Here is a 7,912-nt window from a genome sequence, read left to right as displayed (position 1 = left end):
CGGCGAACTGCTTCGCGCTCGTGATGTCGGTGTCGCCGACGCGCAGCACGATGTCGCCGCGCTGCAGGCCCGCACGGGCGGCCGGGCCGTCGACGCCGTCGATCTGCACCCCGTTCTTCAGCTTCAGCGTCTTCAACTGCTCCGCCGTCAGGTCGCTGACCGTCAGGCCGAGCGAATTGGTCTGGCGCGGCTTCTGCGGCGCGTTCTTGCGCTGCTCGGCCTTTGCCGTCGACTCGGCCGGCGTCTCGGCGATCGTGATCGGCAGATCGCGTGCCTGACCCTTGCGCCACACGTTGACCGTCGCCTTCGTGCCAGGCTTCGTGTCGCCGACCATGCGCGGCAGGTCCGACGCCGCGTCGACCGGACGGCCATTGAACTTCAGGATAATGTCGCCCGGCTGGATACCGGCCTTGTCGGCCGGGCCGCCCGGCTCGACGCTGCTGACGAGCGCGCCTTCGGCCTTCGGCAGCCCGATCGAGTCGGCCACGTCCTTCGTCACCTCGCCGATCGCCACCGCGATCCGGCCGCGCGTAACCTTGCCCGTCGCCTTCAGCTGGTCGGCCACGCGCATCGCCTCGTCGATCGGAATCGCGAACGAAATGCCCATGAAGCCGCCGGTGCGGCTGTAGATCTGCGAGTTGATGCCGATCACCTCGCCCTGCATGTTGATCAGCGGGCCGCCCGAGTTGCCGGGGTTCACGGCGACGTCGGTCTGGATGAACGGCAGGTAGTCGCCCGTATTGCGGCTCTTCGAGCTGACGATGCCGGCCGTGACCGTGTTGTCGAGGCCGAACGGTGAACCGATCGCGACGACCCACTCGCCGACGCGCACCTTGTTCGAATCGCCGATCGCGACGACCGGCAGGTTCGATGCCTGGATCTTGACGACCGCGACGTCGGTGCGGTCGTCGACGCCGATCAGCTTCGCCTTGAATTCGCGCTTGTCGGTCAGCGTCACGTAGATGGTGTCCGCATCGTCGACGACATGCGCATTGGTCATCACATAACCGTCGGCCGACACGATGAAGCCCGAGCCGACGCCGCGATTCTGCTCGGTGTCGGGCCCGTTGTCCGGCGCCGGCGCGTTCTTCGGGTTGCTGCCGTTGCCGCCGCCGTTGCCGGGCGCCTGCGGCAGCGGAATGCCGAAGAAGCGCCGGAAGAATTCCGACATGTCGCCGTTGTCGAAGCCGGGCGGGAGCATCCCGCGCGGGCCGCTCGTCGGCACGTTGGCGGTGGTCCGGATGTTCACGACGGCCGGGCCGACCTTTTCGACGAGGTCGGCGAAATCGGGAAGGCTGGCAGCCGGAGGCGTGACAGCGACCGCGGTTTGCGGGACGAGCGGCAGGCAGGCACACAGCGCCGCCGCCGCGAGCACTTTGCGCAGCGTGAGTTTCGTCATGTCGGAAGCCGTAGCGTTACTTGGAAGCCTTGTATTCTATGGCAGACGCGAACTGCTGCAACGTCGCCGGCGGCACTTCGCCGAGCACGGTGATCCAGTAGTCGCCGCGGCGCTTCACGAGAACGTGCGTCGCACCGGTGCTGCCCGCGCCTTCCTTGCGCGTATTCTTTTCGGCCGGCTCGATGAAGACCGAGATCGTCGCGAGGCCGTCGGTGAAGACGGCCTGATCGACCGGGATCGGCGGATCACCCGCATCGCGCGCGGCCATCGGCCGGCGCACTTCACGAATCTTCTGGAAGCCGGCGACGCTCGGCGCGAGCTGCCAGCCCTGCGCTTCCATGTCGACCGCCGCGACCGGCGGGCGCACGACCGTCCAGCCGCTCAGGTTGCGCATGCCGGCTGCAATCGCGGCCTTGTCGCCGCTCGCGCCGCCGGTTTGCAATTGCGAGAACGCGATCTGTTCGAGCACGTGATCGTTCGCGTCGAGCGTCTGCGAACGCAGCAGCAGCCCGGTGCGCGCGTCGGCCCACAGCTTGTACGTGAAACGGTAGGCATCCTTCGGCACGAGCTCGACGACCTGCGCGTCGATCCCGGCCACGCGGTCCTTGCCGAGCGACTTCGCATCGTAGACGGACATCACGTGCTCGCCGCTCGCGCCGAGCAGCGCGGGGAACGAGTCGCGCGTCTGGCGGCGCTCGACCACGCACAGCTTGCGCTCGGGCACGAACGTGTACAGCTCGTCGTTGTGCCGCAGCAGCTTGCGCGGCTTGCCGTCGAGCGTCTCGATCCGCTCGAACTCGCCGTCGCGGGACGAGACGTGCGCGATGCGTGACGACTGCACATACCCGCCGCGCTGGTAGACGAACGTACCTTCGTAGCTCTGCTGTTGCGCCGCCTGCTGGACGCGGTCGAGCCAGTCGGCGGCACCCTTGCGGGTCGCGACGGGATCGTCCGGTTGCTGGGCGCTGGCGGGAAGGGATTGAACGGACAACAGGGCGGCTGCGCAAAGCAGGAGGGCCGGCAGCCGCTTCCATCCGGAGATGGCGTGATTCAACTGCAATGTCCGCATCGGGTTTATTGGCCTGGCGTGGTGGTCACGGCAGCGCGGATCAGCGGCATCGAACCCGTGACGACGGGCTGCTGGGCGAATTGCTGGTGCGCTTCAAGGTATTGGTCGAGGCTGGCGTCGCGAATGATGTTGACGTCCTGCAGACCCGGCTGGGCCGATGCCTGCGCAACCGTCACGCGCTGCGGATTGCCGTTCTGCGGCGCGCCTGCCGATGCGACCTGGACGGCGCCCGGCGCACCGGCCGTCTGCATCTGCGGAACGACGATCCACGTCAGCGTGGCGGCCGCGGCGGCCACCGCGAATGCCGGCACGACACGGCGGCGCAGCGACAGCAGCTTGCGCGCGACCGGCGCGGCCGCCGGTGCCAACAGGTGCGGCTCGCTTTCGAGCGCCGCCGACATGCGCGCGGTGAACGCGACGCTCAGCGCGGGCGCCAGCGCGAGCTCGTCCGAGCGCAGCGCATCGCCGATCAGGTGGTAATGGGCCCACACGGCGCGATCCGCGCGGTCGAGCTCAGCCAGAAACTGCCCGTGATCCGGGCCATCGAACATTTCGCCGTCGACCAGCGCGGAAAGGCGCTCGCCGCGCGAGCACGCTTGCGATTGCGTATTGACCGACCCCATGATGCTCCCCATCTTGCACACCCCGTCGTGACTTCACGACTCTATCCGTAACTAGACCCCGACCCGCGTCGTTCCGCCCGTCGCGCTTACCAGCGCTTGCCTTCGGGCGTATCGAGCAGCGGACGCAATTTGGCAGCGATTGCTTCGCGCGCGCGGAAGATCCGCGACCGGACCGTCCCGATCGGACAGCCCATCATTTCCGCGATCTCTTCGTAGCTCAGGCCCTCGATCTCGCGCAGCGTGATTGCCTGGCGCAGTTCTTCGGGCAGCAGAGCCATTGCAGCGTTGACCGTCTCGGCAATCTGCTTGCTCATCAACATCGACTCAGGCGTGTTGATATCCCTTAGTTGGTCTGCGTCGGAGAAAGTTTCCGCTTCCTCCGCATCGGCCTCGGTCGAGGTCGGCGCCCGGCGGCCTTGCGTCGCAAGGTAGTTCTTCGCCGTGTTGACGGCAATTCGGTACAACCACGTATAGAACGCCGATTCGCCGCGGAATTGCGGCAGCGCACGATACGCCTTGATGAACGCGTCCTGGGCCACATCCTCGACCTCGGCGGGATCCCGCACGAGGCGCGAGATCAGCCGAATGATCTTGCGGTGGTATTTGGAGACCAGGAGTTCGAACGCCGCCTTGTCGCCCTTCTGTACGCGCTCGACCAGAGCCTGATCGATTTCTTTTTCACTCACCTGACAAATCCGTTAACTAGGGATGCAACGCGGAGCGTTATTGTAGCGTTCCGGCGCCGGCCGCTGGTTACGGTCGGTAACCGCACCGCCGTCATGCCCGCCCCACCGCTCCGGCCGTTCTCGCCAGTACCGACAGCGCGCTGAACGACGCGGCGTCGAGCGCGTCGGCCGGAATCAGCAGCGGCCGGGCCCGCCGGGCGCCCTGCCCGACCGACAGCACCAGCAGCAGGCTGCTCCAGTGCGCATGGCCCGTCACGCGGCCACGGGCCAGCAACCGCCCGGTGCGGCCAAACGCCGCAATCTCCCCGAAGGCATCGATCCGCAACTCGGCCGGTAGCCGGCGGGCGCAAGCGCGCGCCGCCCATACGGCCAGCAGTGCCGCCGTCGCGGCCGACACGCCTGCGCCGGCGGCAGCGCCCGCGCGCGGCGCCCAGAACAGGTACGCCGAGGCGGCAGCCGACGCGACGAACGCGGCCAGCACGAGATACGACACGGCCGAGGCCCGCAACGCAAAGCGCTGCGGACGCCCGGCCGGAGCATCGAATGGACTCGTCAAGCGATTCGACGTCAGACGCGCTTGAACACCAGCGTGCCGTTGGTGCCGCCGAAGCCGAAGTTGTTCTTCACGGCTACGTCGATCTTCATGTCACGCGCGGTGTTCGCGCAGTAATCGAGATCGCACTCGGGGTCCTGGTTGAAGATGTTGATGGTCGGCGGCGACACGTTGTTGTGCAGCGCCAGCACCGTGAACACCGATTCGAGGCCGCCCGCGCCACCCAGCAGGTGGCCCGTCATCGACTTCGTCGAGTTGACCACCATCTTGTACGCGTGCTCGCCGAAGGCCGCCTTCACCGCGTCGGACTCGTTCTTGTCGCCCAGCGGCGTCGACGTGCCATGCGCGTTCAAGTACTGCACCTCGTCGGCATTCAGGCCGGCGTCGCGCAGCGCCGCGACCATGCAGCGGCGCGGGCCGTCCATGTTCGGCGCGGTCATGTGGTACGCGTCGCCCGTCATGCCGAAGCCCACGACTTCCGCGTAGATCTTCGCGCCGCGCGCCTTCGCCGCCTCGTACTCCTCGAGCACCATCACGCCGGAACCCTCGCCCAGCACGAAGCCGTCGCGGTCCTTGTCCCACGGACGCGACGCGGTAGCCGGATCGTCGTTGCGGGTCGACAGCGCGCGCGCGGCGGCGAAACCGCCGATGCCGAGCGGCGACACCGTCGATTCGGCACCGCCCGCGACCATCACGTCGGCGTCGCCGGCCTGGATCAGCCGCGCGGCGAGGCCGATGCTGTGCAGGCCGGTCGTGCAGGCCGTGACGGCCGCGAGGTTGGGGCCCTTCAGGCCGAACATGATGCTCAGGTGACCCGAGATCATGTTGATGATCGAACCCGGCACGAAGAACGGCGAGATCCGGCGCGCACCGCGATCGACGTAGGTCTGGTGCGTATCCTCGATCATCGGCAGGCCGCCGATGCCGGAACCGACCAGCACGCCGATGCGTTCCGCATTGGCTTCGGTCACTTCCAGCCCGCTGTCCCGCATGGCCTGGACGCCGGCGGCGATGCCGTAATGGATGAACGTATCCATGTTCCGGGCTTCCTTCGCCGGGATGTACTCCTCGGCGCTGAAACCCTTCACTTCGCCCGCGAAATGGCAGGCGAGGTTCGATGCATCGAACTTCGTGACGGTAGCGATACCGGACTTGCCGGCGACGAGATTGGCCCAGCCGTCGGCAACACTATTGCCAACAGGCGAAATCAGCCCCAGGCCTGTAACGACAACACGACGGCGGCTCACGGTAACCTCTTTTCCATTATTGGATGACAAAAACAAAAGCCACAGTGGCCACAGGAACCAGCCCTGCGAGCCCTGTGGCTGTTAGTCCGTCCGGCGCGAAGCCGGCAGGATGGCGCGTCAATCGCGAAGATCGCGGCGACGTGGCGGACAAGCGCGAAAGGCGCTTACGCCTTGACGTTTGCGCGAGCGTAGTCGATCGCTTGCTGAACGGTCGTGATCTTCTCTGCTTCTTCGTCCGGGATTTCCATGCCGAACTCGTCTTCCAGAGCCATCACCAGTTCGACCGTGTCGAGCGAGTCCGCGCCCAGGTCGTTCACGAACGAAGCTTCGTTCTTGATCTCGGCTTCCGCGACGCCCAGTTGCTCAGCGACGATCTTCTTGACACGTTGTTCGATGTTGTCCATTACCCCTCCGAGGGAAAGTTCAGATTTACAAGTGCGCGCATTTTATCAGGTTTGCTGACGCCAAAACGCGCGTTGGCTTGATGGTCGATCAAGCGCCGGTCCGCCTGAAAAACGGGATACGGCGCGGATGGTAAACGAAAACCGTTACGACATGTACATGCCGCCGTTCACGTGCAGCGTCGTGCCGGTGATGTAACCGGCCTGCGGCGATGCGAGGAACGCGACGGCATGGGCGATGTCCTCCGGGCTGCCGAGGCGGCCGAGCGGAATCTGGGTCTTGAGCGCGGCCTGCTGTTCTTCCGGCAGCGTCTTCGTCATGTCGGTGTCGATGAAGCCCGGCGCCACGCAGTTCACCGTGATGCCGCGGCTGCCGATTTCACGCGCGAGCGCACGCGTCATGCCCGCGACGCCGGCCTTCGCGGCCGCGTAGTTGACCTGACCCGGATTGCCGGCCGAGCCGACCACCGACGTGATGTTGATGATACGGCCGCCGCGCGCCTTCATCATCGGGCGCAGCACCGCGCGCGACAAACGGAACACCGACTTCAGGTTGGTGTCGATCACCGCGTCCCAGTCCTCGTCCTTCATCCGCATCGCGAGCTGGTCCTGCGTGATGCCCGCGTTGTTGACGAGCACGTTCAGCGCACCGAATTCCTTCACGGTCGCATCGATCAGCGCCTCGGCGGCGGCCGCGTCGTTGACGTTCAGCACCGCGCCGCGGCCCGTGACGCCCGCTTCCGCGAACGCCGCGGTGATCGCGGCGGCGCCCGATTCGCTCGTCGCCGTACCGATCACCGTCGCGCCCAGGCGCGCGAGTTCGAGGGCGATCGAACGGCCGATGCCGCGCGACGCGCCGGTCACGATCGCAACCTGTTTATCGAGAGTCTTGTCCATGAATCGAATATCCGTTGCTTGGGAAAAGGCGCCGCGTCAGGCGGTCGCGAGCTTGAGCGCTTCGTCGAGCGAAGCCGGATCGAACACCGAGGCGCCGACCAGGTTGCCGTCGATGCGCTTCGTCAGGCCGGCGAGCACCTTGCCCGGACCGCATTCGATCACGTGCGTGACGCCCGTGCCGGCGATGTGCCGCACGCACTCGACCCAGCGTACCGGGCCTGCAGCCTGGCGCACCAGCGCATCCTTGATCGCGGCCGGATCGCTGACCACGGCGACGTCGATGTTGTTGACGACCGGAATCTGCGGCGCCTTCACGTCGACGTTCGCGAGATAGTCGCGCAACTGGTCCGACGCCGGCTTGAGCAGCGACGAATGGAACGGCGCCGACACCGGCAGCGGCAGCGCGCGCTTCGCGCCCTTCGCCTTCGCGATTTCGCATGCCTTTTCGACCGCAGCCTTGCTGCCTGCGATCACCACCTGCGCGGGCGCATTGAAGTTCACCGCTTCGACGACGCCCGCATCCGCGGCTTCGGCGCATACCGCGCGTACCGTGTCGTCGTCGAGGCCCAGGATCGCGGCCATGCCGCCCTGGCCCACCGGCACGGCCGTCTGCATGGCCTGCGCGCGGAAGCGCACGAGCGGCACCGCGTCCTTGAACGCGAGCGCGCCGGCCGCGACGAGCGCCGTGTATTCACCGAGGCTGTGGCCGGCGACGATCGACGGCGCCGGGCCGCCTGCCTGCTGCCACGCGCGATAGCACGCGTACGCCGCGGTCAGCATCACGGGCTGCGTGTTGGTGGTCAGGTTCAGCTCTTCGGCCGGGCCTTCGGCGATCAGCTTGCCGAGATCCTGATTGAGTGCATCGGATGCTTCCTGGAGCGTCTCGCGCACGACGGCCAGATCGGCGAATGCGTCGAGCATCCCGATCGCCTGCGAGCCCTGCCCCGGAAAAACGAATGCAAATTTCATATCGTCCCCAATTGAATCGATTCGGACGGCGCACACGAACGGCGCGCCGATGGGACCCGCGCGCGGCA

General features: G+C 66.7%; 9 protein-coding genes. All 9 read right to left on the bottom strand.

Annotated elements, in window-relative coordinates; translation table 11 throughout:
* The coding region (locus tag JMF90_RS14345; protein WP_201325182.1) for a DegQ family serine endoprotease at window positions 1-1,399 on the bottom strand (1,399 nt) is incomplete at its 3' end.
* Between the two features lie 16 nt (window positions 1,400-1,415).
* Complete coding sequence (locus JMF90_RS14340; protein WP_011544940.1) at window positions 1,416-2,468, bottom strand: MucB/RseB C-terminal domain-containing protein; 1,053 nt, start codon at window positions 2,466-2,468, stop codon at window positions 1,416-1,418.
* A 5-nt stretch (window positions 2,469-2,473) separates the two neighbouring features.
* Complete coding sequence (locus tag JMF90_RS14335; protein ID WP_054927534.1) at window positions 2,474-3,091, bottom strand: sigma-E factor negative regulatory protein; 618 nt, start codon at window positions 3,089-3,091, stop codon at window positions 2,474-2,476.
* An 86-nt stretch (window positions 3,092-3,177) separates the two neighbouring features.
* The gene (rpoE, locus tag JMF90_RS14330; protein ID WP_006490873.1) at window positions 3,178-3,777 is read right to left on the bottom strand and encodes an RNA polymerase sigma factor RpoE; all 600 of its coding nucleotides are present in this window, start codon (window positions 3,775-3,777) and stop codon (window positions 3,178-3,180) included.
* Between the two features lie 91 nt (window positions 3,778-3,868).
* Window positions 3,869-4,333: a hypothetical protein gene (locus JMF90_RS14325; protein ID WP_054927533.1), complete on the bottom strand. Its 465-nt coding sequence runs from the start codon at window positions 4,331-4,333 to the stop codon at window positions 3,869-3,871.
* A gap of 11 nt (window positions 4,334-4,344) precedes the next feature.
* Window positions 4,345-5,577, bottom strand: a complete 1,233-nt coding sequence (fabF, locus tag JMF90_RS14320; protein ID WP_011544937.1) for a beta-ketoacyl-ACP synthase II — start codon at window positions 5,575-5,577, stop codon at window positions 4,345-4,347.
* A 164-nt stretch (window positions 5,578-5,741) separates the two neighbouring features.
* The gene (gene acpP / locus JMF90_RS14315; RefSeq protein WP_004197638.1) at window positions 5,742-5,981 is read right to left on the bottom strand and encodes an acyl carrier protein; all 240 of its coding nucleotides are present in this window, start codon (window positions 5,979-5,981) and stop codon (window positions 5,742-5,744) included.
* Between the two features lie 144 nt (window positions 5,982-6,125).
* Window positions 6,126-6,875 (bottom strand): 3-oxoacyl-ACP reductase FabG, encoded by a 750-nt coding sequence (gene fabG, locus JMF90_RS14310; protein ID WP_006476504.1) that lies wholly within the window; start codon window positions 6,873-6,875, stop codon window positions 6,126-6,128.
* A 36-nt stretch (window positions 6,876-6,911) separates the two neighbouring features.
* A complete protein-coding gene (gene fabD, locus JMF90_RS14305; protein WP_054927532.1) occupies window positions 6,912-7,844 on the bottom strand; it encodes an ACP S-malonyltransferase in 933 nt (310 codons plus the stop codon).
* Window positions 7,845-7,912: the final 68 nt, after the last annotated feature.

The sequence above is a fragment of the Burkholderia sp. E168m23 genome (assembly GCF_016586125.1).
GTDB classification, from domain to species: Bacteria; Pseudomonadota; Gammaproteobacteria; order Burkholderiales; family Burkholderiaceae; genus Burkholderia; species Burkholderia orbicola.
The sequence above is the reverse complement of the archived record's forward strand: the minus strand, read 5'-3'. Positions and strand labels throughout refer to the sequence as shown.

Bases quoted from the DNA above. Each gene is read 5' to 3' on its own strand.
- JMF90_RS14340 (WP_011544940.1), bottom strand. From the start codon at position 2,468: ATGCGGACATTGCAGTTGAATCACGCCATCTCCGGATGGAAGCGGCTG.
- JMF90_RS14335 (WP_054927534.1), bottom strand. From the start codon at position 3,091: ATGGGGTCGGTCAATACGCAATCGCAAGCGTGCTCGCGCGGCGAGCGC.
- acpP (WP_004197638.1), bottom strand. From the start codon at position 5,981: ATGGACAACATCGAACAACGTGTCAAGAAGATCGTCGCTGAGCAACTG.
- fabG (WP_006476504.1), bottom strand. From the start codon at position 6,875: ATGGACAAGACTCTCGATAAACAGGTTGCGATCGTGACCGGCGCGTCG.
- fabD (WP_054927532.1), bottom strand. From the start codon at position 7,844: ATGAAATTTGCATTCGTTTTTCCGGGGCAGGGCTCGCAGGCGATCGGG.